Below are 25,598 nucleotides of genomic sequence, written 5' to 3'. Positions count from 1 at the left end.
TTATGATTCTATTGCGCTTGAAAGGATTCAAGTTTTTTTAAATATTTTTTTAAGCTAGAAACCGCCGCCGATTCTTCGAATGAAAGTCGCGATTTCTTTCTGCGCCGGACCGTCAAAATTATGTTGTTCCAATGACAGAGTGGAAAGCACTGATTTACCGTGACTGATTTCCAGACCCTTGGCAATGCTCACCAACACGCGAGTGCCGTAACGCTCGACCAATTCGTGCTCTTCAGCGGCGCGGAAAGCAATATCCGGCCCCAGAATCATGGCCCAGGTTTGAACCACACAAACCTGCCGGGATTCTCGAAACTGAAGAGATTCAATCGCCTCCATATATTCTTCAGAAGTCATTCCGCCGGATTCAAACCTTTCGATCAGTTCGCCCAGCGTCTCTTCTTTCCCCGCCATTTTATTGAGCAGGTATTCAAGGATCTTGCCCTCAAATTTTCGCAATTCATCCAGATTCCAGGGACAACGAAAATCAGTCGACTCTTTTGTGTATTTGCTTTCCTGTTCAATTTTCTCAATACAAACCGGGCATCGCCCACCCGCATCGTGGCTGAATGGAGCGCCGCAATGGCAGGGAGCCAGACAGGTCTGGATCGCCAGCGCCAAAGCCTCGCCTCTGAGACCCAGAACCTCTTTCATCGCAACCTTTACCGGGTTGCTGGAAGCTATTGAAATCCAGTAAGCGCAGGACGAGCAATACAAGCGATAAAAGAGTTCGTCTTCAGCCGGTTCTATGACAGGGGCGTAACTTTCAGAACACAGTTGGCAGTCAATTTCGCGCGACAGGGGTTCGGTCATATTCAATCCGCTGAGAAGGTGGTTTCTAATTAATCATTAGATGTTGAGCCTGGAGGCATAGTTTTAAATTTTTTGCCGAACAAGGGAGTCCGACTATGCGCCGGGCGGAAAAACAAAAAACCGCCCCGGTCCAGGACCAGGGCGGCATGAAAAAGTGAATCCAAAACTAACCTTGATAAGCCTGTCCCAGACCGGCTGTTTCGGTTTCCTTGGCATCAAGCAGAATTTCGCCCGTAGCCCCATCAACCGGATGCATCGTAATGGCCTTTGCCGTGCTACAAACAATTTCGCACAACACGCAACCTTTACAACGATCAAGGATAATCGTAGCTTTCTTGTTTTCGTTCAGCATAATACAATCGGCTTCGGGACAATACATGATACAAAGCCGACACCCTTTTTCAGCCGTACATTTCGATTCATCTACATGGGCTACGTTATACACGCTTAACTTCTCCTGATTTGAAACGTTAAAAAAAAATGAATGCTTGTAAGAAAAAGGGGCTTAAATGGCAAGTTCCAATTTCTGGGTTTCGGCCCATTCGCTGGCCATGGCATACGCCTTTTTGATCGTATCGTTATTCGCCTGCAGCAACTGCTCTTTCTTGGCGTATTTTTTCTTGATCGCTTCGTCCAAAGTCGCCGTACCGCCCGATGCTACATATTTTTTACCAAAACGGTCCTGAAGCGCTTTTTCCATAGCTTCCAGAGAAACTACTTTGGTCACGCCCATGCAAGCGCCGATCATAGCCATATTGGTGGACAATTCCGTTCCGCCAATTTCGAGAGCCAGGGTCGTTGCGTCAATATTGAATACAGCTACATTAAGACCATCCAATCGCTCATGATCTTCCTTGGAGAGCAAATCTGAGGAGGTATTGATGATGACGAGTCCATTTTCTTTAATGCCAGAATAAAACGGAGCCGTATAGCTTTTTTGCATGGTAATAACCTGAGGATGGTAAACCATGATAACGTCAGGGTATACCAACTCGCCACGATCATAAATCCGTTCGGGACCAATCCGCGCATAACTCTCAGCAGGGGCCATTCGTTTTTCAGCGCCAAAGAACGGATTTGATATAGAAAAGAGCCCAGCATTGTTTGCCGCCATTGCCAGTAGGTGGGCTGAAGTGACCGCGCCCTGACCGCCCAAACCCGAAATGCGGATATTCATCCTTCTCTTCATAACGTCTCCTTAAATTTAAACTTCTATAAAGGGCTGTAGTCGTTAAGACTACAGCCCTTCCAGAATGTTAGCCTTGATTTTTTGCAGCTTTTTTACGAGCTTTTTCTTCCGCGTCCTTTTCCTTCAAGAACTTTTTGACTTCGTCGGTTGCGTACTCTTTGTAAACAAACCGTCCGCCAATCGCTTCTGCATCCTTCATCTCGTCCAGACCTTCCATGCTCTGCTTACCAATTTCCAGAATACACGGGGTATACAATTGAAGGAATGTCGGACCAAATTCGCGAGCAACCAGAATTGCGTTTTTGAGAGCTTTCTCAACACGGTTCGGTTTCGATACAGTCAAACAGGCGACATAGTGACAACCGGACTCGCGAGCGATTTCAGGAAGTCTTACTTTGTCGAACAGCTTGCCGACCGGAGCCATTTTGGAAACGAAACCTTTTTGCATGAGTCCGCTTTCCTGTCCGCCGGTGTTTGCATACAATTCGTTATCAAAACAAATCGTGGTGAATTTTTCCTGACGGAACCAGGACTGCAAGGTCATGTCGAGACCGATATCTACGGTCGCGCCATCGCCTGCCAATACGACAACATCTTTGACCTTATCGGGGAAACGCACTTTCAATGCCCGATGCAGACCCGATGCAATGGCGTTTTGATTCCCGAACAGGGAGTGAATGTTCTGTACGGCAACATGCGGGAATACGAGACTCGTACAACCCGTGGAGCCGACGAAAACCGTATCTTCCGGCGCAGGCAAGCTGGCCAGAACATAACGAAATGCGATGGACTCGGGACAACCTGCGCACAGGGAATGTTGCTCAATCAACTCCTTGGAGGAGCCAACGTCTTTCCAGCCGCGGTCTTGATTACCGTAGGTGGCATCCTTTACCAGATCCAGATATTCTGGAGGCATGATGTCCGCTAAATCATCGCAGAGAACGATTTTTTCTTTACTCATGATAGTTTGCCTTTATATAAAATCCAGTTAATGAATTCAAAAATTTAAAATCAAGTCCCAAAATTCCTTAAGAGAACGCTAACTTAGCATCCGCCCCAGGAATCCGTCGCGATACCGAGATGCTTCTTAATTTCTTCGGCGATCACTTCAGAAGGCATGGTCATACCGCCAGCAACATGCGGTCCGGCGTATACCCGCTCGTTGTTCGGGAGAAGAGCTTTGATTTCACGAGCCAACCATCCGGCCATATTGAACTCAGGCACGAAGATATGCTTGGCGTTCGCCGTCGCTTCGAGAAGTTCCTCGTTCGGGAAGGGGCGAATGGTTTTGATTTTAACCAGACCGACCTTGATACCTTCTTCTTCCAGCAAGCGAATCGCTTCGCGTCCCTGGCTGACTGCGGTGCCTGAACTTACGATCAGGATTTCGCGATCAAGGTTTTCGGTTTCAATCAATCCGCCGAGCAATTGAATCGTGTGTTTTCGAGAACGCTCAACTGCCGCGCGAACTTCCTGTTGCCAGGATGCATGCGTTGCGTAACTGATATAATTGGATTTCATTACAAAAGGATCACGCATCATACGAACCGGAGGACATTCCATATCCATACACGGTACCGGAGATTTGTAAGGATCGTACGGCGTCAAACACAAATCTTCAGGCGCTTTTTGTACGGTGTCCTTGGTGTGCGTTACAAAGAACCCGTCGCAACAATTGGCGAGGGGCAGATGCACGTCCGGTTGTTCGGAAACGATGAATCCGGCGAGGATGAAATCATACAAATCCTGAGCCGTCTCTGCATGCCATACCAGCATGCCGGTTTCCAGCAGATAGTGCATTTCCAGCGTATCCGGCTGAATGCTCAGCGGAGAGTTGATGCCGCGACACGTCACGCACACCTGAATCGGCAGACGGGAACCGGCCCACATCGGGAAGTTCTCCATTGCGCGCAAGGTGCCCGGACCTGCAGTGGTGGTGAAAACGCGCGCACCGCCAAAAGAGGCGCCCGCGCATTGTCCCATAACTGCAAACTCACTCTCTCCACGAAAGTAATCGAGCAGATAGCCTTCTGCGTACAATTCGCCAATCAACGCCGCCGCTTCACTCTGAGGAGTGATCGGATAGGCAACTGAAATATCAACGCTGGCGACTTTGATCGCATCGCGAATAACTTCACTACCCGTCAGGAACGAAGGTCCCTGCTGGTCTTTAGCGGCAAACATATCCTCAACGTCCGTGAACGTCTGATCCTTTTTATTCTTTTGACCAAGCTTTACATGCTGGGAACGTGTTCCCTTTTTACCCTTAACATCTACCTCTTTATTCATAGGATTTCTCCCTGAAGTAGGCCGTCCCGAAAGACACGCTCTATAGGTTTCATTACCAGACCCGTAGACCTGGATAATTTAATTAAAAAACTTTCCATTAAATCTTAAATTCCTCAGCTTCGGCCAGCGCTGGTCATCTTAAACTGCTTGAAGCCTTCCGCCTGACTCTCAACGCCTTCCGACTTCAATCGTTTCACGGTTTCGGTCATCTTGTCTATCTTTTCCACCGTAAGGTCTCGGAAAGACAAACAAGCGTCCTCATGGCCCGCCTGCGCACACATCGCCATCGTGTAGCAGTTGGTGCCGCCGCGAATGATTTTCAATGCCAGATTCGCCTGATGACAATGCACGCCGATAAAGATACAGACATCAATTTTATTATGCCAGATCGTGAGGTTCGGGTGGTTCGGATTGATTTCAGCCTCAGGATCAATCTTTGGATATTTAGGGCGGTAATCCGCCATAGGAATCAAACGCGCTGGAATTGCATCCGCCAATCGGCGTATGGCCGCCGCTTTAAGCGCGGCCTTGTCATTCCATTTCCACAGCACAAGAGGACCAGGGAAGAGGGTCGGCACTTTTCCCGCCAGCAACTTCCGCGCGGCATATTCATAGGCTTCTTCTTCAGGTACAATTCTTCCTTCGATATGGGCTTCACCCGGATCGGGCAACACAACTCCCATTGATGCGGCGGCTGGAGGCAAAAAAGCTTCCGGGCCCGGTAGGACCTTATATTCACTCATCCCTTATTCCTTCTTTGTATAAAGTGATTAAATTAATTGTTCTGTTGAAAGCTACACACTATAAACCACGCCAAAAATGTTGTCAAAACTTTTTAGTACAGGGCTTTTGCAGCGCTCGCTGCTTTTCAGGTCTTTCAACTCTACGGGGTGTTTCAACCCAAACTCACGCCTAAAACGACCCGATGCGTAAATCCGTAGAACATAATCCCTGCAACCTGTATCACACCGTTAGAAAGTATCTATTCTCTACGCGGCGGCGTTTTTCAATACGATCAGGCGGATGCCGAACCTTCGCCCAACTGCTCTTTCATATTACGCAAGAGGATCAGATGGCGTTGCTCTTCCGCCAGCAAATGCGCAAAAACAGCCCGCACATCCATCTTTCGTTCCCGCTCCAGCAGTTTTTCCAGAATAGCAATGGAACGCATCTCGGATTGAATGCCCATCTCAATGGCCTCTTCATCCGTCTTCAACTGGGCAGGATCGGCTTCTCTCTTCGGCTCGTCCGGAAAAATTTCCGTCTTGATCAGCTCGGCCAGCGAAGGTTCCACAGCGCGCTTCCCCATGGACTTGCCGGGAAGCGCCGGTTGCAGAAAACCAGACTTGGCCTGCAGAGCCTGCATGTGATCCTTTTCCTCTTGCGCTAATTGCGCAAAAACAGACCGCACTCGCGGCTCCTTTGCGACCTTGCTCGCCTTCTCATAGAACCGGATACCCTGACGCTCAATCAAAATACTGACTTCAATAGCATCAGCGCATTGAAAACTCAAAGTTGGCAAAATGTCGGTGTCGGTCATGATCGTATCCTTTGAATGCAAATCTAATCTATCACAAAATTGAAGCAGTCCCTAAGAAGAGTTGCCCTGAAATTCCATTTTCCCCATTTTGTTCAATAAAAATAATATGTTATAGTGAGTCCGCCTGAACGATTCCTCTCCGGTTTCAGTCAAGAAACCTGTCGGGAATGCCGCTACCGCAATGACAAGATTCATATTATTCAACCTATTAAACGCCCAAGGCATTGAGCGCTCCCAGATATTATCATGAAAGAAGTTGAAATTTTTACCGATGGGGCCTGCAAGGGCAACCCCGGCCCAGGCGGCTATGGCTGCATTTTACGTTACGAGGGGAGGTCGAAAGAGCTCAAAGGCAACTCGCGACAGACCACTAATAATATAATGGAAATGATGGCGGCAATCGTTGCGCTACAGGAACTCAAGGAACCTTGCAAGGTGTCTCTGACCACCGATTCCCAATATCTGGTCAAGGGGGCGACGGAATGGCTCGCCGGCTGGAAACGTAAGGGCTGGAAAACCGCCTCGCGACAACCGATCAAGAATAAAGAACTTTGGGAAGAAGTTTCCCGATTGATCGACATGCACGAAATCACCTGGCTTTGGACGCGCGGACATTCCGGCCACCCGGAAAATGAACGATGCGACCAACTCGCCAACGAAGCGATTTTGAGCCTTCGATGAAACCATCATGACGCAGGGATTTCAATTGTGACGTTTTAAGCAAAACGATGCGACCTCAACCATTTCATGAATTTCATATGCCTCTCTCTAGCAACGATCTGAAAATTCACAGCATCATCAAATGGATCGTGATTCTGGAAGCGTTTTTCCTGACCGCCTCCTGCACCACCATTCGCCCGCAACCAGACCGGGAGCGCGAGCGACCGCCTCTGTATTCCAAAGCGCCGTCGCAACAAGAAAACGCGAATTCAGGCCGGGACGCTTACTGGTACCGTTCGAAACAATGGTCCACACCTGAAAAGAATCCGCCAGAGAACACGCAAGAGACGCCATCAAGCTCTGCTATCGACGCGGACGAACCGGGTGTCGAAGAATTTTTCGATCAACCCCTCGTTTTCAACGACGACCTCCCTGCGGATTCGCTCAAACTGGCGATTCGCAATCAACTCTCGGCCTTGAAGATTCAGGACGTCAACAAAACGCAACGCTTTGCTTCGGGCTATGTAACGCACCGTCGATTGATCGATACGCTGGAATCCTTCCTCGACCTGATCGCTCAAAATTTACCCGAAGAGACATTCCGCGAACGCATCCAACAGGACTACGTTCTGATCAAGGCGGGCGGCGACAAGGACAAAGTGCTGGTGACGGGTTATTACACGCCGATCATGCCGGCCAGCCGCATGCGCACGGAGGAATATCGCTTTCCGCTTTACCGATTGCCGGAAGAACCGCCGCATTTGCAGGTGGTGGGCTATCACGGAGAGGAAAACTGGACGGCGGCTCAATCTGCGGACCGACTGGCCCGCCAGCTAACGCGCAAGCAAATCGACGACGAAGGCGCGCTCGAAAATCGCGGCCTGGAAATCGCCTGGTTGCGCGACGATCTCGATCGCTTCTTCCTGCACATACAAGGATCGGGGATTTTACAATTTCGCGACGGCTCGGTGAGCAAGGCGCGCTTCGCCGGGGCCAATGATTATAACTACAAGGGAATCGGTCGCCTGATGATCGACGACGGCGTGATTGAAGTGGCGCAAGGCTCGATGCAGGGCATCAAACAATATTTTAAAGACCATCCGCAGGATATTCCTAAATACCTGCACCAGAACGACCGTTATATTTTCTTCGCTCTTTCCGAAGGCGGCCCGATGGGTTCGGGCGGAAGCGAAGTGGTGGGCGGGCGCTCCATCGCCACCGACAAGGGCATTTACCCGGCGGGGGGGCTGGCGTTCATTCGCTCTCGCAAACCCATATTGAACGAATCCAACGAAATCAAATCATGGGAAGCCTTCACCCGCTTCGTGGTCGACCAGGATACCGGGAGCGCGATCCGCGGTCCCGCTCGCGCCGATCTGTATTTCGGCATCGGCGACCAGGCCGGGGCCAAGGCCGGTCGTTTTCATGAACGTAGCGAAATCTACTACCTGCTCAAAAAATAATTCCGCATCATTCGCAGTACAACGACACCAGGCGCTTGTCGATAAAATCAAAACGCTCGTCGGGCACGTTGAACTGTTCTTTATTCAAGTCGCCCTGCACGGCGCTGTAGTCCAGATTTTTCGGGTCGCGACGGATCATGCAGGCAAAGGTAACGGTGTCGGGTTTTTCTTCGATCTCAAGAAAATTCACCGCGCGCACAAAGGACGAACCGGTTGTGACGATATCATCCACAATCAGAAAATGCGTGTCGGCGGAGAACGCCGGTAATTTCATTTGCGCAAACGCCAGGCGATTGTGGGACACCACATAAAAAGGAATGCCCATCGCTCTCGACAGCTGATAAGCGATACGAATGCCCTCGGTTTCAATGCCGATGATGACGTTGAAGCGACCGTGATCGGCCTGCCAGGCCTCGAGCTTATGGCGCAATAATTCGCAGTAAGCCGCGCTCATGTCATCGGTCAGCGATGCATAGTCATAGTCGTATTCTGATTTCACCCCGTTGCTTAAAACAAATTGACCTTCTTTTTTGATCCTCGAAAACACAGGCTTCTCCTTGAATATTTGCGTTGCCAATCCACCTGAACATTGAACCCGGAACAAACACCGGGCGACTCGATTCCGCTAGGCCTTCTCGCCCTCTTCCGTCCATCCGAATTTGCCGATCATCGGCACGAATTTACAGTCCCCGATATTTTTTCTGACGAAAGAATCGCCGCGTCGGGTGACCAGTACCAGTTGCTGGGATTCCAGATCGCCCACCGGCGCCACCAGACGCCCGCCCTGCTCATCCAGTTGATCGAGCAGAGACGAAGGAATATCCGGGGCCGCCGCCGCAACCAGTATCGCCTGATACGGGGATTGGTCGCGCCAGCCGTAGGCGCCGTCAAACACCTTGAAATTCACGTTAGTATACCCCAATTCGCCGAGCAGGATACGGGCTCTTTTAGATAGGGAACTGATGCGCTCGATAGTGAACACCTGAGACGCCGTCTCCGCCAGAATCGCGGTCTGATAACCTGAACCGGTGCCGATTTCGAGAACGCGCTCTTCCCCGGTCAATTGCAGAGCCTGGGTCATGTGCGCGACGATAAAGGGCTGGGAAATGGTTTGATTGTCGCCAATGGGCAGGGGGTGGTCGCCGTAAGCTTTGTGACCGAGAGAATCCTCGACAAACAAATGTCGCGGAACCCGGCTCATCGCCTCCAGAGTCCTTAAATCCTTGATCCCCCGGCTCACCAGGTGATCGTCAATCATTTTACGCCGTTGACCGGCGTTGGCCTTCATGGCCTGTGGGGAAATCGCCATAACTATTCAATGCGTTTGAGAGCCGAAGAACAAACCGCGGCTTTCAAAACGTTCATCGCCTATAATATTCGTTCGGGGAATGTCCTGCTAGTGAAGGGAGCTGTAGCGCTTGCCGCCAACCAATTCCGGCGTCTTTCCCGTTCGCGTCAAAAGACCGGATCGCAACGAGGGAAGGGTTTCCAACTTACGGGGATTCTGGTAAAAAACCAGGTCCCACTGGCCATGACGTTCGTCGTGCTTCAGTAAATAGATATTTTCATCGTCAGCCCGAACTTTAAAACAAACCGAGCGCTCTCCATACCATCGGTCGATCACCTCTATAACCCGATAGCGTCGATCAGCCAGATAAAATGCGTCAGGCCCTTTTTCCTTATCATTTTCCGATTCGCATTCCACTCGTAACATAAAGCTCATGTTATGCTTTCAACAAGTAAATGTAAACAATTTTTTGACACTGTGGACGGCTTCCCCATATAATAAGTTTCTCCAATAAATTCAGCATCTTTTGACAAATTTTAGACGTTTTGCGAACCGGGTTCTGCGTGCATGGATCGAATCTCTGTGGATCAAATCAAAGGGCATTTAAAAGCGTTCGCTTTCGAACGAAACCCCTACACATCTCCGCAAAATTTGAAAACCGCCAGCGACTATCTGGCTGACCAGTTTTCCAAATACGGGCTTCGGGTCAGGGAAGAAACGGTCCCTTTCGAAGGCTCGATCAAAGCGACCACGACATTGGATGATGCGCAGATTTTCACAAACATACTGGGCGCCAAACTGTCCGAATCGGCGCAGGCTGAAGCCTTTGTTCTGGGCGCGCATTACGACACCGTGGAGCGCTCGCCCGGAGCCGACGACAACGCCAGCGCCGTCGCCGCCCTGCTGTGCATTGCGGAAGCACTGAAATCCGTCGAGCTCAAAGCCGATCTGATTCTGGCGGCGTTCACCCTGGAAGAATATGGATATGTGGGGAGTCGGTTTTTTCTGGAGCAGGCGCTCGAACGGGGCAATTTATTTTCCGGCATGATCTCGCTGGAAATGCTGGGCTATCGGGATTTCACTCCCGGCTCGCAAAGTTATCCGCCCTACGTCGACGCCGGCGCGCGCCCTAATACGGGAGACTTCATCGCAGTGGTCGCCAACGAACCGTCTGCGCCGCTCGCCAATCAGGTCGTCCACGGCTTGAAACTGGGAACGCCGGATTTGCCTGTCGAAACTCTGGTTGTGCCGGGAGACGGCAGTCAGTTCCCTGAAGTGCAACTGAGCGATCATTCGCCTTTCTGGGATCGGCAGATACCCGCGGTGATGGTCACCGACACGGCTTTTTTCAGGAACCCCAATTATCACAAACCCGAGGACACGCTGGACACGCTGGATCTGAATTTCATCGAGGAAGTCGCTAACGGCGTCGCGGCTTTCATTGAACATCGCCTGGGCTAAAGGGACTGCGTATGGTGGAAATCAACCTGATCAAGAAAAAAGTTCAGCCGGAGAAAACTCCGCCAAAAGGCGAACCGGACTCCAGCCCAAAAACGCCGAAGAAAAAAAAATCGGCGCTGGGTCTGCTCTCTCAATTCCTGTTTCGCCTGGTCCTGCTGTTCTTCGGCATCGTTCTTCTATCCGGTCTGGTCCTGCAATATTATTTTCCGTCGGAATTCGTCACCCCGCTGGTGCAACAGGAAATGTCGCGAACGCTTAAAACGCATGTTCGCATCAAATCCATTCAATTGAACCTGCTCGACGGCGCGCGCATTTCCGGCCTTGAAATCGGATCGCCGCAACCCTTGATCAAATTCAAGGAATTGATCCTCGGCTACGACCTGCTGGAATTATTGAGCGGCAATATTTTAATCAATCAAGCGGTCATCGAAGACCCGACCCTCTACCTCGAACAGAAAAACGGACGCTGGAACTTTCAACCCTTCCTCGACCTCGCAGGACCTCCGCAGGCGAAGCCTGAAACTCCAGCGCCGTCCGCGCCGCCGGGCCTGCCTCCTATCCCGATGACGGTGGATCTGCGTCGAGCCGCGATTCAAAACATTCGCGTCGACGTCAACATCGAGCCGGGCATTCGAGCCGGACTGACCGGGCTGACTCTCGAAACTAAATTGCAGGCGAACAAGGGCGGTATTCAGGCCGACTTCAGGGCGCTCATGAGCGCGATGTTCGCCGACTCTGAATTCAACGTTTATTTTCTGTCCAGCGTCGAACCGAAAATCAGTTTGAAAACGCAGTTGGCGATGAACATGAATTTTTCGGCGGCCGACCTCAACGGCGGTCGACTGACCGGCGCTCTGGGCCTGAACAACACGCATCTGGAACTGGACAAGAAACTGACGCCTCCAAGAATCGGCGCGCAGATGGACCTGCACGCCTTCCTGAATCCTCAGGTAGTGAGTTTGAACCGACTCGTGCTGAAACTGGGGGAACACAATCAGTTTGACCTGAAAGCCAAAGTCATCGACTACATGCAGGACCCCGATTTCCAGCTTCAGTTCAACAACGGAAATATCAATATCGAAGAAATTCTCTCCTGGGTGAAAGACCTGCTCCCTCCGATGAACGCCAAGGGCGAGATCAATGTCAAAGCCTTCGAGATCAAAGGCCGGGCGCCGCAAATGAAACCGGGCGACATCAGCATCTCTCCCATCACGGTACAGGCTCGCAACATTCAGGCAGAGCATTCGCCGACGAGCGCGCGCGTGAACGGCGTCCACGCGGACATTGCCCTGCCCGCCATGAAGCTGGTGAACGGCGCCCTGCCCGAGCGCGTCGCCGCCGATCTCAAACTCTTCGTCGCCGAAGGCGGCATGCAAAATCTGTCTCTCAAGAAACTGGAACACCAGATGCAGGTCTCCGCCAGCGGCCCTGATTTTTCCAAGGCGGCGCTGGATTTCGACCTCAAACTCGGACAGGCGCAATTCCAACACCCCGAAACCGGCGCCATTCAAACCGCTCTCACAACGAAAGGTTCCGTTCGCGCCAATCTGAAAACCGGAGCGGTTGAGTCTCTTAATGTTTCCTACGAAGTCGACGACTGGCTGAACGGAAAAACCTCCGCCACGGCGAGCAATTTCGGCAAGGACGCCTTTGCGGTGGAACAGGCTCTCAATGTCGACCTGCAAACGATCCTCAAACGAATCCCGCCGCAACTAGCGGAACAACTGAAAGGCATCGAACTTTCCGGCGACATCGTCGTCAACGCCAGCGCCAAAGGTTCCCTGACCGAAACGTTTCAACCGAAGCAGATCGACCTGCAGACCCGGGTGGACTTGAAACAGATTTCCGCCAATCTGCAACAGCCCGTCTCAGCCCGTATCGAATCGCTTTCCGGCTCGCTCGTCGCGCCGATCCTGTGGGACCCTGAGCAGGGAGTTAAATTGAATTCGCTAACGCTCGACGCGCAATTTGCGCAAGCGCAGGCGATGGATATCTATTCCGCCGACAAAGGTCGATTGCAAGTCGCCATGAGCATGGACGCTTTCCTCAATCCCAAACAAGCCGACATCGCGACTCCTGTCGCCCTCAACCTCGCCTTCGATCTCGAACAGGCGCAAGGCTCGGAACCGGCGATGAAGATTCAGGGCCTTGTGCTTGGCGCAAAATTGAAGGGCGATCTCTATCCAGCCGATTTCAAAAACGTCTCTCTCGAAGCAACTTTCGGCATGCAGGGAAGCGAGGCTCTTGAAAAAATTTCAACCGGCCCCTTCGTTTCCAGATTCCGCGCCGATGTGCATGATCTTGGGTTGGAACGCAGTGAATTGTCGCTCAAGGCAAATTTGCAAAATCCTTCATTACTACTGGATGGCGAAACCATCGAAACCGCGGTGGTGGGATTCGAACTGCGCAGTCGACATAATCTCAAACGCGGCGATATCGAAATCGACCTGATTCGAGCCGACATACCCAATCTGCTCAAACTCAAAGCGACGGGTCGTCTCGGCGAATGGGGCAAAACCTTCGAGATCGACAGCGCCCTCGACCCGGTCCAGCTGAAAACCGCGCTGGACATGATCCCGGCGAGCTTGCTCGACGACGCTCTGCGGCCGCAAGGCTTAACGGGCGCCGCGTTTGCCACGCTGAAAGCCAAAGGCTCTTTACCCAAATCCATAGAGCTCGAAAATTTCAACCTGCCCTTCGCTGTTGACGCGACGGCGGGACTCAAAAACGTCTCCGCGATCCTGCCGACGCAAGGCCTTGAAGCGAACGCCCTGAATATCTCCAGCCGACTCACTGCGGAAGGCGATCAGATCACGGCGAGCGGACGCGCGGCAATCGCCCAGCTCCTGCTTCCCGAACATCTGGGCGAGGCGACGCTCGACCCGGAATTTGAATTTTCCTATCAAATCGACCGGCTCAACGCATTCAAGATCAAGCGCCACCAGTTCAGCCTGAAACAACTTGGAATGACGCATCGCCTGGCAGGGCAGGCGGAAGGATTCAACCCGCTCGTTACCGGCGAGAAAAAAGCCGACCTCGCCACGCTGATTCAATTGCTGACGCTGGCCTTCTCCACCCAGAACCAGATTCAGATCGATCAGGCTCTCGCCGGCGGCAACGCGATCACTGCGGGCAAGAACCTGTCCGCAGAAGGCGCCCTTAAATCCACTCTCGATTTAAAAATGACGCGCGGCAAATCGATCGACCTGAGCGGCTCCGCTCAATTCGACCATTTCAAAGCGGCGATGAAACCGGATCTGGAAGCGGGAGAGATCAACGGAACATTTGTATTTGAGAAGAACCTGTTGCTCGACCGAAGCCTGTTAGCAAAGAAGCAGGGTTCAAAATTCCTGGCTTCCGAGCAGGGTTTTTTCAGCCAATTGAGGGATTTTTCAAATTATAAAAATATCATTCGCGTGGACTCCATCAAATTCCAGAACAAGGAAATTTCAGATTTTGGAATCGACCTGTTCTTTAAAGACAACCGTCTGGTCGCGGAAAAATTCCTGTTCAATCTGCTCGACGGAGCGGTGGGCGGGAACTTTTATCTCGGCGAATCTAAAGAAGGCCCGGTCATCCGCTTCTTCACTGAATTCACCGGACTCGACGCCGGGGCCTTGCTTCCGAACCGGGCAGGGTTGAGGGGAAGAGACGCGCAGGTCGACGGTCGCCTCACTCTCGATATTCCACTGAAGAAAATGCAGAACGCGTCCGGAGTCGGCATTGACCAAATCAGCGCCGTCATCGAGATTTCTCACATCGGTTCGGAAATGATGGATCGACTGCTCTTGTCTGTCGATCCCGAAGAAAGCAAACCCGCCGTTGTCGATACGCGGGCCAAGCTCAAGCTCGCCTCGCCGCATCGCGCGCGCATCCAGTTAAAGAATGGCAAACTGGACGTCGAAGCCTGGCTGAAGAACAAATTGTTAGGAGGGGTCATCAAAGCGCCGGAGTTGAAACGCATCCCCGTCTCCAGCCTGGCGGAATTCAAGCAAGTCTCGGAGGGATTGAAGCAACTTGAAAACCTGCAAACCCTGTTCGCCTATCTGGCGGCTCAGGGCATCGAAATAGACGAAGACGGAAACATAAGTTTCTACTAGGCGTCTTTTCGACCACGGTACAAGCTGGACTCTTCCAGAAAGAACAGACTCACGGTACCCTAGCGACCTCTTCGAGTTCCCCCGCCCGCGCCGCCTCGCGTCGCCTGTTGCCCTCCACGCCCGCCTTGATTTCCGCCGCGCATGCCCTGTTGACCACCGCGACCGCCTTGATTTCCTCCGCGCATTCCCTGCTGACCGCCCGGAACGCCTTGATTTCCGCCGCGCATTCCCTGCTGACCGCCCGGAGCGCCTTGATTTCCTCCGCGCATGCCCTGTTGACCACCGCGACCCCCTTGATTTCCTCCACGCATCCCCTGCCGACCTTCAGAGAACTGATTACTATGCTCCCGAAAATCTTCCCGTCGACCCTGCGCATTCTCTTGAGCCTGACCGCGACGCTCCCGAAAATCTTCTCGTCGACCCTGTGCATTCTCCTGAGCCTGACCGCGACGTTCCCGAAGATCTTCCCGTCGACCCTGCGCATTCTCCTGAGCCTGACCGCGGCGCTCCCGGAAATCTTCCCTTCGACCCTGTGCATTCTCCTGAGCCTGACCGCGGCGCTCCCGAAGATCTTCCCGTCGACCCTGTGCATTCTCTTGAGCCTGACCGCGACGTTCCCGAAGATCTTCTCGTCGACCCTGTGCATTCTCTTGAGCCTGACCGCGACGTTCCCGAAGATCTTCTCGTCGACCCTGTGCATTCTCTTGAGCCTGACCGCGACGTTCCCGAAGATCTTCCCGTCGACCCTGCGCATTCTCCTGAGCCTGATCTCTCTGCTCCTGAAACCGCTCTCTTCTCTGTTCACGGCGTTGGCGGAATTCTTCACGCGCCGCTTCACGTCGGTCCCTGTCTTGCATCTCAACGCCGTCTGACGTTTGGGCCACAGCCAGCCCGGTGGTCAGGCCGTTCACTTGAAAACACATTGCCAGACACAACAATCGAGTCATATAAGTCATAATCTGCTCCTTCTATACATTTCATTCCTTACTCATCATATTGTGGAAGTCCGCAAATGAAACGGTCCGGCTATCTTTAGGACGCAGTCCTCCCCCTCACCCTGCCCTCTCCCTCAGGGAGAGGGTTTTCTAATGCTGACCTTACATTGCTATCAATAGTTTAGGACGCAATTGAAACTTTACGGCTCTCTTCCTGCGGGTGATGCCCGCCTAACGCTGACCTTACATTGCTGTTCATCCCTTTTGACCGCAATTGAAACACAACGACTCCTACTCCACGCATAGCCCGTTCCTCTCCCTCAGGGAGAGGATACAGGTGAGGGTGGCTTCAGCGAGGCCTACAGCTGGACGGGTAACGACCCACATCGCTATCAATAGTTTAGGACGCAATTGAAACTTTGCAGCACTCTTCTTGCGGCTGATGCCCGCTCGGCTCTTTTCCTGCGGGCGATGCCCGCGCCAAAAAATCTTGAAATTGCGGCGTAATAAGTACAGAATAGCAAGATTCACCATTATCAAGAGGACTTTTATGCTGGCGTTTGCAAAAGACATTTCAGAACCACCTCCTACACACCCGGAAGAAGTGAAAAATCCCAAGCTGAAGGAGTACATGGATTACCATCGAAATATAAATCATGAAAAACTGGTTTATTACAGTCTCGATCAATCCAAAGGCTATTTGCAAAAGGAAATGGGAGCCTGCTCCGACGACAAAAAGAAAATTGAAGATTATTTAAAAAACAATTTTCCCATCACCTACAGCCACGTAAAAGACCCGGAACAGTTGTTGATGATGCTTCGCAAACTGATCAACGCGCACAATTCAACGAACAACTGGTACCGCATGAACCCGTATTTTTGCACGGTCGTCTACGACTGCATGAATCAATTCGTCACCTTGTTCAACCGCCTTCTCAACGAAGGCTCAGACGAAGTCAACTCCTACCAGGTATTTCGCGACCAACCGGAAAAAATCAATTTTGACGACTGGGTCCAATTGTATTTCCACGACGGAGATTTTCTGATTGGAAAAAATGTAGAACACCCGCACTTCCTGTTTTTCAAAAGAAACCAGGCCATTGAAGAAAATATGAGCGCGCGCAAGGAAAGCGACGAAAAACCAGAGACCGCTCTGGAAGCCCTGCGCAAAGAATTCGAGATGGATCCCATCATCATCCGAATGCTTCTTGGGCAAAGCCCCTCGCCCAAAGACCTGGAGCTGTTTTACACCTCCCGGGAAAACCCGATTTATGAATACCTTTATGATACGGAATCCCCTGATGGGTTCATGGACGGCGAGGCCCTCATCGACCATTCCTATTTCCTGAGCTTCCAGATTTTTGGTCTCAGCCGACAGGAAGCCAGTTCGGTGTTGGAAGAAGCGGCGAATATTTCCCGCAACTAGAGGCGCGGGAGACATTTTTCCACAAATGCGTCAATGCCGCCTTTTGTTGACAAGATAGAACCAGTTTGCTAGCGTAACCGTTTACATAAAAATTACTTTAACCGCAGAATACCTGTTGAAAGAATAATCTATGGCTTGGGACGATTTACACGATCCAAAAGGCGCTGAAGACCGCAATCGCGGCGGCGGAAATCCTTCGGGAAAACCTCCTTTCGATGTGCCTCAAATCAAATTACCGCAATTCAAACCGTCCATGTTTCTGGTCGTGGGCTTGTTATTACTCATTATATGGCTCGTTCCCGGCATCTTTTATTTTGTCGAACCGGACGAAGAAGGCGTTGTGACCCGTTTTGGCAAATACACCAAAACCACGCAACCGGGCCTGCATTTCAAGTTCCCGTCGCCGATCGAACACGCAATGACGCCGAAGGTTCGCAAAATCCAGCGCGCTGAAATTGGGTTCAGAAATTCAAGCACAGGCGCCGCGCAGCAGGTTCCAGCAGAATCGCTGATGCTGACGGGAGACCAGAACATCATCGACATCGATCTGGTGGTTCAGTATCGCGTCAAAGATTCGGTTTCCTACTTGTTCAATGTGCGCGAACCGCATCGTCTGGTGCGCAACGTCGCAGAGACCGTCATTCGCGGAATCGCCGGGAGCAAGAATATCGACGAGGCCTTAACGACCGGCAAAGCCGAAATTCAGATCATTGCCAGAGAACAAATACAGACTCTGCTCGACAACTTCGGCTCAGGCCTGGAAGTGGTGACGGTGCAATTGCAGGACGTGCATCCTCCAGAGCAGGTAGCCGCCGCGTTTAAAGACGTAGTCAGCGCGCGCGAGGACAAGGAGCGAATGATCAACGAAGCGCAGGGCTATCGCAACGCCGTCATCCCCGAAGCCCGCGGTAAGGCCGAGCAGATCATCCAGGAAGCGGAAGCGTATCTGGAACAGAAAGTCAAGATATCCCAGGGTGATGCCAACCGCTTTATTTCTCAGTTAAAGGAATATGAGAAAGCGCCGGACATCACACGTAAACGACTCTTTCTGGAAACCATGGAAGAAGTGTTGCCCAAGATGCAGAAATTCGTCATGGGTAGCGATAAAACAGGAGTTTTGCCGCTCCTCCCACTCAATGCTAATAATCTGGGGCTGAACCGCCCGGAATCGCGATAACACATAATTAATTTATGAAACAAAATATTCTTATCGGCACCATCGTCGTCGTTTTACTGACGGTTTATTCATCCATGTTCACCGTGCATATGACCCAGAGCGCGGTGGTGTTGGAATTGCAAAAACCCAAAGAAATCATTTCGGAACCCGGCCTGTACTTTAAAGTGCCGGGCATTCAACAGGTCCGTTTCTTTTCGAACCAATTATTGGTGAACGACTCGCCTTCGACCGAGGTCATCACCAAAGACAAGAAAAACCTGTTGATCGACAATTTTTCCATGTGGCGCATCACCGATCCCCTGAAATTCCTGGAAACGGTTCGAAGCACTGATAATGCCCGGTCCCGACTCGACGACATCCTCTATTCTGAAGTGCGCGTCGAAATAGGTACGCACATCCTGCACGATATCATCACCGAAGCGCGTGAAAAAATCATGGCGCGGGTGACGGAGCAGGCGAACCTCAAAGCCTCGGAATATGGCATTGAAGTGGTAGAGGTCCGCATCAAACGCACCGACCTGCCGCCCGAGATCGCCAATTCCATCTTCAACCGCATGCGTACGGAGCGAGATCGTATCGCCAAAGAGTATCGCTCTGAAGGTAAAGAAGAGGCCACCAAGATTCGCGCTAAAACCGACAAAGAAAAAACGATCCTGATCGCAGAAGCTTACGAACGCGAGCAGACCATTCGCGGTGAAGGCGACGCCAAATCCATTGCGATCTACGCCGACGCTTTTAAAAGAGAACCCGGTTTCTACTCGTTCATGCGATCCATGGAAGCGTACAAGAATTCATTTGCCAGCGACACGACGATACTGCTTTCAGAAAATTCCGAGTTTCTGGAGTTTATGAATAAGCCTAAATAAAAGATTGATCGCATCTTTAGTGGGAATCCTGCCGCAAGGCACCCCTGTATTAACCATCATCTTTCCCATTCATGAGAATCTTAATCATTGGGGCAGGCATTGTCGGAAGCAATCTTGCTCGCGAGCTATCAAACGAGGGCCACGATATCGCTATCATTGATAGCGATGCGGAGCGAATAAGGCCCCTCGCCGACACGCTCGACATTCTCACCGTTCAGGGAAACGCCTGCCTTCCCAGCGTCATGATCCGGGCCGGAATCCAATCCATGGAAATGGTGATCTCTGTCACGGAAAGAGACGAAGTCAATCTCTACGCCTGTTTCCTCGCATCCCGATTCAACATCAAACACCGCTTCGCCCGGCTTCGTAGTATGGAGTTCAGTTCCCCCGACGCCGTCATCAAGCTGGAGGATTTATACGTCGATCTCGCCATCAACCCCAGCGAGATCATCGTCGACAACGTGATCAAAATCCTCGCAAGCCCCGGCTCCACCAACGTCGCGGAGTTCGCCAACGGACAAATCCTGCTACGCCAGTTCGACGTCCCTGAAGACGCGCCATTGGCGGGAAAGAAAATATTCGAAACCACAGGGGTCTCCGAACTCGACTCCATCATGATCGTCGCCATCGTGCGAGACGGGCAACTACTGCTCCCTGGCGATTCCGACGAAATCCGCCCCGGAGACAAGATATACACCCTGCTCGACAAGGAATTTCTGCCCTTCCTGCTTCCCATGCTCAACAAGAGCGTGGATCAGATAGAAAAAATCGTCATTTTCGGCGCCACCCAGATTGCTATCAATCTGGCGAAGCAACTGGAAAAAACCACCCGCGACATCTGTATCATCGAGCCTTCCCGCGATAAAGCCAATGAAGCGGCGGATGTGCTATCCAGCACCGTGGTTCACCACGGAAGCGGTACCGACATGGATCTTTTCAATGATATCAATATAAGCCAGACCGACTTTTTCATGTCCCTGTCCGAAGACGACGAAGACAATATTCTGGCCGCCCTGCTGGCGAAGAAGAAAGGCGCCAAGCGCGCTCTGGTCATCGCAAACGACCCCGAATATCTACCGATCCTCGACTCGATCGGTATGGACATCACCGTCAACCCGCGCCTGATCACCATCAATTCCATACTCAAGCACCTCAGGCAAAGCCAGGTCGTCTCGGTATTCAAATTGATTGAAGACGCAGAGCTGATCGAAATCATCGTCGACGCCGAATCAAAAATCGCGGGAAAGACCATCGGCGCGTTAGACTTTCCAAAGGACGCGCGCATCGGAGCCATTCTGCGTAATGGTGAGATGGAGTTCCCCAAAAGCGACTTCTGCATTCACCCCGGCGACTCGGTGATCGTGGTCGCCCTGTCCAAAGCGGTTGAGAAAATCGACAAGCTGTTTGGCAAGCGAAGTCGCTTTTTTCCTTTCAAATGAATATCCGGGCCATTTGCAACGTCGCCGGCATCCTGCTGGCTCTGCTGTCCGCTCTGATGCTGTTGCCCATGGGCGTTTCCTTGTATTTCGACAACCCCCCGATAGAAGGCTATCTGACAGAAAGCTCGGCCTTTATAATCACCGCCCTGTGCTCGTTGGTTCTCGGCGTCGTGATGTGGAAGTTTTTTCCATCCGGTGTCGAGCAATTGCGCGACCGCGAAGGCTTCTCCATTGTCGCCATTTCATGGCTGTTCATCGCCCTGATAGGCGCGCTTCCCTTCACCCTCACCGGGGTCTGCCCTGAATTCATCGACGCCCTGTTCGAAAGCATGAGCGGGTTCACCACCACTGGCGCCTCGGTTCTGAGAGAAATTGACACGCTCCCGGAGGGCATCCTGTTCTGGAGAAATCTCATGCAATGGCTGGGCGGCATGGGAATCATCATGTTGTCTCTGGCCATTTTCCCAGCGCTTGGAATCGGCAGTTTTCATTTATTCAAAGCCGAAATTCCAGGCGGCGCGACCGTGGAACGCATGGAACCGCGGCTGGCGGAAACCGCCAAGATCCTCTGGAAGACCTATCTCGTACTGACCCTGCTGGAGATTTTTCTTTTACGCGCTTTCGGGTTGAGTTATTTCGACGCGGTCTGCCACACTTTTTCGACAGTCGCCACCGGCGGATTTTCCCTCTACAGCAAAAGCATCGGCCATTACGACAACGCTTATATAGAAGGGATTATTTTTATTTTCATGTTTCTCGGAGGCATCAACTTCGCTCTCCACTTTCAGCTCATTCGCGGCAACGTTCGCGAGGTGTTCAATAATCCCGAGTTCCGCTTTTACTGCTCCATGCTGGCTATCGCCATTTTACTGGCCTCCTGGGGATTGATACGCGCCAACCCCGATGTGGAAGTGACCCGTTCCATTCGGTCCGCCGCATTCACTGTCATGTCCATCAACACCACCACCGGATTCGCTACGGACGATTTCAACCTCTGGCCCGATTATCTCAAGGTCATCTTGCTTTGTCTCATGCTCGTCGGAGGATGTTCCGGCTCCACCAGCGGTTCGCTCAAAGCCATTCGCTTCATCGTTCTGCTCAAGATCATCGCCAGAGAATTAAAAAAACTGATCCACCCGCGCGCCATCATGCATGTCAAAGTAGCGGGAAAAACGCTCGATCCCGACAAACTGACCAACACCGTGGCGCTCACCAGCCTGTTCATGGGGTTCGCCATTCTCAACTGTATTTTCTTGTCCATGCTTGGCGTGGATATGCAGACCTCCGTGTCCGCATCGGTCGCCTGCCTTTTCAACATTGGCCCCGGTTTGGGCCAGGTCGGACCCATGGGAAACTATGCAGATATCCCCGCTCTCGGCAAAAGCGTTTTGATCGGTTATATGCTGATGGGAAGGCTTGAAATATACGGAATTATTCTCTTGTTTCTTCCCCAGGCATGGAGGAAATAAGATTTGATTTTAGGTTTTTTCTATTTTACTATTCCCACAATCTTAAAGGGAATTTCTTAAATTTTGCTTTGCCTATTTACGGGTTCCTTTTTAGGTATGTACCAACAAATGCCGTTGCGACCGACATGGGTACGAAGGGTCGGTCCATCGGCTTAAACTATTTTTAAAGGCCACTTGAATGACCTCTGAAAAAAAACCACTTAAAATCACCGAAACTGTATTGCGGGACGCTCATCAGTCCCTGCTCGCAACACGGATGCGGACGGAAGATATGCTGCCGATCGCGAGCAAAATCGATCAGGTTGGGTATTTTTCTTCTGAAATGTGGGGTGGAGCGACCTTCGATTCCTGCCTGCGCTTCCTGAACGAAAATCCCTGGGATCGTATTCGTAAACTCAAATTAAAAATGCCAAACACTCCGTTCCAAATGCTGTTGCGGGGACAAAACTGCGTGGGCTACCGACATTACGCAGATGATATCGTTGAGCGTTTCGTCAAGCATTCTGCTGATCTTGGAATTGATATCTTCAGGATTTTTGACGCGTTGAACGATTTCCGCAACATCAAAACGGCAGTGGACACCGCAAAAAAATGCGGCAAAATCGTGGAAGGCACGATCAGCTACACCGTCAGCCCCGTTCACGATCTGGAACGCTATGTCACCATGGCGCGCCAGCTCGAAGACATGGGTTCCGATATACTGTGCATCAAGGATATGGCGGGCCTGCTGACACCTAAAGCCACCTTCGATCTGGTCAGCGAAGCTAAGAAAGCCGTAAAAATTCCCGTACATCTGCACACCCATGCCACCACCGGTCTGGCGGGCATGAACCTGCAATGCGCCATTGAAGCGGACATCGATATCGTCGACACCGCAATTTCCAGCCTCGCGATGGGCACCTCGCAGTTCGCCACGGAATGCATCGTCGCATCGCTGAGGGGCACCGAGCGCGACACCGGGCTGGACATGACCCTGCTCACCGAAATCGCCGACTACTTCAAAGAAGTCAAAAAGCATTACGCTGAATTCGAAAGCGATTTCAAAGGCGTCGACGTCAAGATTCTCGATTCGCAGATTCCCGGCGGTATGATCTCCAATATGGAGAACCAACTGAAGGAACAAAACGCGCTGGACAAGCTCGAGCAAGTGCTGAAGGAAGTGCCTCGCGTCCGCAAAGACATGGGTTATCCCCCACTCGTCACGCCGACAAGCCAGATTGTGGGTTCGCAGGCCACATTGAATGTGTTGACCGGCGAACGTTATAAAATTGTGACCAAGGAAACGCGCGAATGCGTCCTCGGCAAATACGGCAAGCTACCCGCGCCGATCGACCCCGATCTTCTGGCGAAAGTCGCCCAGGAGGAAGAAATCATGGAGTGTCGACCCGCAGACATGCTGGAACCCGAATGGGAAAAAGTAGTCGAAGAATGCGGCGACAAGATCACATCGGAAGACGATCACCTGTCTTACGCCATGTTCCCGAAGGTCGCCATGAATTTCTTCGCGCAACGCGACGGCTTGATACCGCCGCCCGTTGAGAAAAAACCGGGGGCCAAATCCGCGCCGGCAGTCGCGGCGCCCGCAGCGGCGCCCGTCGCCTATGCGAGCGGCCCTGCCGCGTACACGGTCATGGTCAACGGCAAATCATTCGCGGTGGAAGTCATTCCCGCAGGATCATCAGCGAGCGCCGTGGCAACGGCTCCTCAACCCGCCGCGGCTGTGGCTACCGCTCCCGCCCCGTCGGCAGGAGCGAAAGAAACATTGGAGGCACCGCTTCCCGGTTCCATCTATTCTCTCAAATGCAAGGTGGGCGACGCTGTCAACGCAGGCGACGTGCTCATCATCATGGAAGCGATGAAAATGGAAACGGATGTCACGGCTCATACTTCCGGAACGATTGGCGCGATTCTTATCAAAGAAGGCGATAAAGTTCAGACCGGCGATCCGCTGATCGAGATCAACTGACGATCATGGATTTCAGCTTCGGCTCAGCCGCTCTGCATATATTACACTCCACAGGACTTGAGGCCATTACACCCGGCCATATGGTCATGATTGTGGTCGCCTGCGTTCTTTTATATCTGGCAGTCTGGAAAGAATTCGAACCGCTTTTACTGCTCCCCATCGGTTTTGGCTGTCTCATGGCCAACCTGCCGATGAGCTTGATGAGCAACGTTGATGAAGGCGGACTGTTGCATTTTTTCTATCAAGGCGTCAAATATGAAATATTACCCCCTCTCGTTTTCCTTGGCGTTGGCGCGCTGACCGACTTCGGTCCCCTGCTCGCCAACCCCTCGACGCTTTTACTCGGCGCCGCCGCTCAGGTCGGCGTCTACACAACGCTCATTGGCGCCGTGGCCCTGGGATTCAACATGCAGGAAGCCAGCGCCATTGGCATCATCGGAGGCGCGGACGGTCCCACGTCCATCTTCATCGCCAGTAAACTGGCTCCGCATCTGCTCGGGCCTATCGCCGTCGCCGCGTATTCGTACATGGCGCTGGTGCCGCTCATTCAACCGCCGATCATGCGCATGCTGACCACGCCGGAAGAGCGCAAGATTCGCATGGAGCAGTTGAAACCCATTTCCCAAAATGTCAAAATCATTTTCCCCATACTCGTCACCATTGTATGTTGTCTGATGTTGCCCGGCGTGACCCCATTACTGGGCATGTTGATGCTTGGCAACTTGTTCCGCGAGTCCGGGGTGACCAAACGTCTGCATGAAACCGCAGAAACGCATTTGATCAATATCGTCACTATTTTACTGGCTTTGGCTGTCGGCTCTTCAATGACCGCCGACTCCTTTTTGCGCATTGAGACTTTAAAGATCATCGTTCTCGGTCTGCTCGCATTTTCCATGGCGACCGCAGGCGGTGTCTTGTTTGGCAAACTCATGTGCAAAATTACAGGCGGTAAAGTCAATCCGCTGATCGGCTCTGCGGGAGTTTCCGCCGTTCCCATGGCGGCGCGCGTCTCGCAGAAGGTCGGCTCCGAGGAAGACAACAAAAACTTTCTCCTCATGCATGCGATGGGTCCCAACGTCGCGGGAGTGATTGGAAGCGCGGTCGCCGCCGGCGTCTTTGTTTCCCTGTTTGGCGGCGATGCCGGATTATCGCACACCAGCGCAGAAGCTATTTCCGCCGTCGTCTCCTTGCCAACGGGAGGGAACTGACATGGAAAACATCTCAGACGCCATTGCCGTTTCGGCTATCGCGATGGGCGTGATTTTTCTCGTGTTGTCGGTCTTGATCGCAACCATTAAGATGCTTGTCCATTTCATTCCCTACACCGCTCCGCCGAAGCCTGTCGCAAAAGCTTCAGCCTCGGCAAGCGCCGGCCCGGGGAACGAGGAAGAGATCGCCGTGATCACTGCGGCGTTGTCGTCCCATCTCCGCCAGCAACCCGGCAACCTGCATATCAAATCAATTCGCGAATTGTAATTTCAAACGAAGACCGGCTGGAGCCGTCGCCTTGCGACGACTCC

General features: G+C 52.1%; 23 protein-coding genes. 12 read left to right on the top strand and 11 right to left on the bottom strand.

Annotation, left to right across the window (positions count from 1 at the left end; all coding sequences use genetic code 11):
- Positions 1-54: 54 nt before the first annotated feature.
- The 7 genes from G3M78_05845 to G3M78_05815 all read right to left on the bottom strand — a co-directional run bounded on the left by G3M78_05845 (position 55) and on the right by G3M78_05815 (position 5,828).
- Complete coding sequence (locus tag G3M78_05845) at positions 55-810, bottom strand: hypothetical protein (protein ID QPJ64932.1); 756 nt, start codon at positions 808-810, stop codon at positions 55-57.
- 166 nt (positions 811-976) lie between these two features.
- The gene (locus G3M78_05840) at positions 977-1,255 is read right to left on the bottom strand and encodes a pyruvate ferredoxin oxidoreductase (protein QPJ64931.1); all 279 of its coding nucleotides are present in this window, start codon (positions 1,253-1,255) and stop codon (positions 977-979) included.
- A gap of 60 nt (positions 1,256-1,315) precedes the next feature.
- The gene (locus G3M78_05835) at positions 1,316-1,987 is read right to left on the bottom strand and encodes a ferredoxin oxidoreductase (protein QPJ64930.1); all 672 of its coding nucleotides are present in this window, start codon (positions 1,985-1,987) and stop codon (positions 1,316-1,318) included.
- A 79-nt stretch (positions 1,988-2,066) separates the two neighbouring features.
- Complete coding sequence (locus G3M78_05830) at positions 2,067-2,960, bottom strand: ferredoxin oxidoreductase (GenBank protein ID QPJ64929.1); 894 nt, start codon at positions 2,958-2,960, stop codon at positions 2,067-2,069.
- Positions 2,961-3,043: 83 nt separating this feature from the next.
- Complete coding sequence (locus G3M78_05825) at positions 3,044-4,288, bottom strand: ferredoxin oxidoreductase (GenBank protein ID QPJ64928.1); 1,245 nt, start codon at positions 4,286-4,288, stop codon at positions 3,044-3,046.
- Between the two features lie 113 nt (positions 4,289-4,401).
- Entirely contained in the window at positions 4,402-5,031 is a 630-nt protein-coding gene (locus G3M78_05820) for a carbon monoxide dehydrogenase (GenBank protein QPJ64927.1), read from the bottom strand.
- 272 nt (positions 5,032-5,303) lie between these two features.
- Positions 5,304-5,828, bottom strand: coding sequence for a ferritin family protein (locus tag G3M78_05815; GenBank protein ID QPJ64926.1), 525 nt, complete (start codon positions 5,826-5,828; stop codon positions 5,304-5,306).
- A 246-nt stretch (positions 5,829-6,074) separates the two neighbouring features.
- Here G3M78_05815 and rnhA point away from each other — a divergent pair, with 246 nt between their 5' ends.
- Both rnhA and G3M78_05805 read left to right on the top strand, forming a co-directional pair.
- Positions 6,075-6,509: a ribonuclease HI gene (gene rnhA, locus G3M78_05810; GenBank protein QPJ64925.1), complete on the top strand. Its 435-nt coding sequence runs from the start codon at positions 6,075-6,077 to the stop codon at positions 6,507-6,509.
- Between the two features lie 77 nt (positions 6,510-6,586).
- A complete protein-coding gene (locus tag G3M78_05805) occupies positions 6,587-7,951 on the top strand; it encodes a hypothetical protein (protein ID QPJ64924.1) in 1,365 nt (454 codons plus the stop codon).
- Positions 7,952-7,958: 7 nt separating this feature from the next.
- On the opposite strand, the gene G3M78_05800 is transcribed toward G3M78_05805, so the two are convergent.
- The 3 genes from G3M78_05800 to G3M78_05790 form a co-directional block, all read right to left on the bottom strand.
- Positions 7,959-8,498, bottom strand: a complete 540-nt coding sequence (locus G3M78_05800; GenBank protein ID QPJ64923.1) for a phosphoribosyltransferase — start codon at positions 8,496-8,498, stop codon at positions 7,959-7,961.
- A 78-nt stretch (positions 8,499-8,576) separates the two neighbouring features.
- Positions 8,577-9,209, bottom strand: coding sequence for a protein-L-isoaspartate(D-aspartate) O-methyltransferase (locus G3M78_05795; GenBank protein ID QPJ66781.1), 633 nt, complete (start codon positions 9,207-9,209; stop codon positions 8,577-8,579).
- A 138-nt stretch (positions 9,210-9,347) separates the two neighbouring features.
- Positions 9,348-9,665 (bottom strand): hypothetical protein, encoded by a 318-nt coding sequence (locus G3M78_05790; protein ID QPJ64922.1) that lies wholly within the window; start codon positions 9,663-9,665, stop codon positions 9,348-9,350.
- 141 nt (positions 9,666-9,806) lie between these two features.
- On the opposite strand from G3M78_05790, the gene G3M78_05785 reads away from it, so the two are divergent.
- Positions 9,807-10,700: a M28 family peptidase gene (locus G3M78_05785; protein ID QPJ64921.1), complete on the top strand. Its 894-nt coding sequence runs from the start codon at positions 9,807-9,809 to the stop codon at positions 10,698-10,700.
- A gap of 11 nt (positions 10,701-10,711) precedes the next feature.
- Positions 10,712-14,800: a hypothetical protein gene (locus G3M78_05780; GenBank protein QPJ64920.1), complete on the top strand. Its 4,089-nt coding sequence runs from the start codon at positions 10,712-10,714 to the stop codon at positions 14,798-14,800.
- Between the two features lie 49 nt (positions 14,801-14,849).
- Here the strand turns inward: G3M78_05780 and G3M78_05775 are convergent, their stop codons facing one another.
- Positions 14,850-15,605: a hypothetical protein gene (locus tag G3M78_05775; protein ID QPJ64919.1), complete on the bottom strand. Its 756-nt coding sequence runs from the start codon at positions 15,603-15,605 to the stop codon at positions 14,850-14,852.
- A 680-nt stretch (positions 15,606-16,285) separates the two neighbouring features.
- Here G3M78_05775 and G3M78_05770 point away from each other — a divergent pair.
- The 8 genes from G3M78_05770 to G3M78_05735 all read left to right on the top strand — a co-directional run bounded on the left by G3M78_05770 (position 16,286) and on the right by G3M78_05735 (position 25,554).
- Positions 16,286-17,161 (top strand): hypothetical protein, encoded by an 876-nt coding sequence (locus G3M78_05770; GenBank protein ID QPJ64918.1) that lies wholly within the window; start codon positions 16,286-16,288, stop codon positions 17,159-17,161.
- 130 nt (positions 17,162-17,291) lie between these two features.
- Entirely contained in the window at positions 17,292-18,338 is a 1,047-nt protein-coding gene (hflK, locus tag G3M78_05765; protein ID QPJ64917.1) for an FtsH protease activity modulator HflK, read from the top strand.
- Between the two features lie 14 nt (positions 18,339-18,352).
- The gene (gene hflC / locus G3M78_05760; protein QPJ64916.1) at positions 18,353-19,204 is read left to right on the top strand and encodes a protease modulator HflC; all 852 of its coding nucleotides are present in this window, start codon (positions 18,353-18,355) and stop codon (positions 19,202-19,204) included.
- Between the two features lie 71 nt (positions 19,205-19,275).
- Positions 19,276-20,643, top strand: a complete 1,368-nt coding sequence (gene trkA / locus G3M78_05755; GenBank protein QPJ64915.1) for a Trk system potassium transporter TrkA — start codon at positions 19,276-19,278, stop codon at positions 20,641-20,643.
- Complete coding sequence (locus G3M78_05750) at positions 20,640-22,112, top strand: TrkH family potassium uptake protein (protein ID QPJ64914.1); 1,473 nt, start codon at positions 20,640-20,642, stop codon at positions 22,110-22,112. The genes trkA and G3M78_05750 overlap by 4 nt, the downstream gene beginning before the upstream one ends.
- A 178-nt stretch (positions 22,113-22,290) precedes the next feature.
- Positions 22,291-24,078, top strand: coding sequence for a sodium-extruding oxaloacetate decarboxylase subunit alpha (gene oadA, locus G3M78_05745; protein QPJ64913.1), 1,788 nt, complete (start codon positions 22,291-22,293; stop codon positions 24,076-24,078).
- Positions 24,079-24,083: 5 nt separating this feature from the next.
- Positions 24,084-25,286, top strand: a complete 1,203-nt coding sequence (locus G3M78_05740; protein ID QPJ64912.1) for a sodium ion-translocating decarboxylase subunit beta — start codon at positions 24,084-24,086, stop codon at positions 25,284-25,286.
- A 1-nt stretch (position 25,287) separates the two neighbouring features.
- Positions 25,288-25,554, top strand: a complete 267-nt coding sequence (locus tag G3M78_05735) for a hypothetical protein (protein QPJ64911.1) — start codon at positions 25,288-25,290, stop codon at positions 25,552-25,554.
- Positions 25,555-25,598 lie beyond the last annotated feature (44 nt).

Source organism: Candidatus Nitrohelix vancouverensis, assembly GCA_015698305.1.
In the GTDB taxonomy this organism is placed as follows: domain Bacteria; phylum Nitrospinota; class Nitrospinia; order Nitrospinales; family VA-1; genus Nitrohelix; species Nitrohelix vancouverensis.
The sequence above is the reverse complement of the archived record's forward strand: the minus strand, read 5'-3'. Positions and strand labels throughout refer to the sequence as shown.